General features: G+C 65.4%; 1 protein-coding gene. It reads right to left on the bottom strand.

From position 1 onward, the window contains the following. Nucleotides 1-332: GTP-binding protein (locus tag QSK20_RS31995; RefSeq protein WP_285792333.1), on the bottom strand; the 332-nt coding region annotated here is incomplete at both ends.

The following is a 332-nucleotide window of genomic DNA, read 5'->3' on the forward strand; positions in this document are numbered from 1 at the left end:
ACTTCCTGCGACCAGTCGACCAGGTCCATCTTGTTGACGCAGAGCACCAGGTGCGGCACCCGCAGAAGACTGCACAGGAAGGCGTGGCGGCGGGACTGCTCGACCAGGCCCTTCCGGGCGTCGACCAGGATCAGAGCCAGGTCAGCGGTGGAAGCACCGGTGACCATGTTCCGGGTGTACTGGGTGTGCCCGGGGGTGTCCGCGATGATGAACTTCCGCCGAGGGGTCGCGAAGTACCGGTAGGCGACATCGATCGTGATGCCCTGCTCCCGCTCCGCCCGCAACCCGTCGGTCAACAACGCCAGGTTCGTGTACTCGTCACCACGAGCAGC

It is taken from the genome of Micromonospora sp. NBRC 101691, from assembly GCF_030269285.1.
In the GTDB taxonomy this organism is placed as follows: domain Bacteria; phylum Actinomycetota; class Actinomycetes; order Mycobacteriales; family Micromonosporaceae; genus Micromonospora; species Micromonospora echinospora.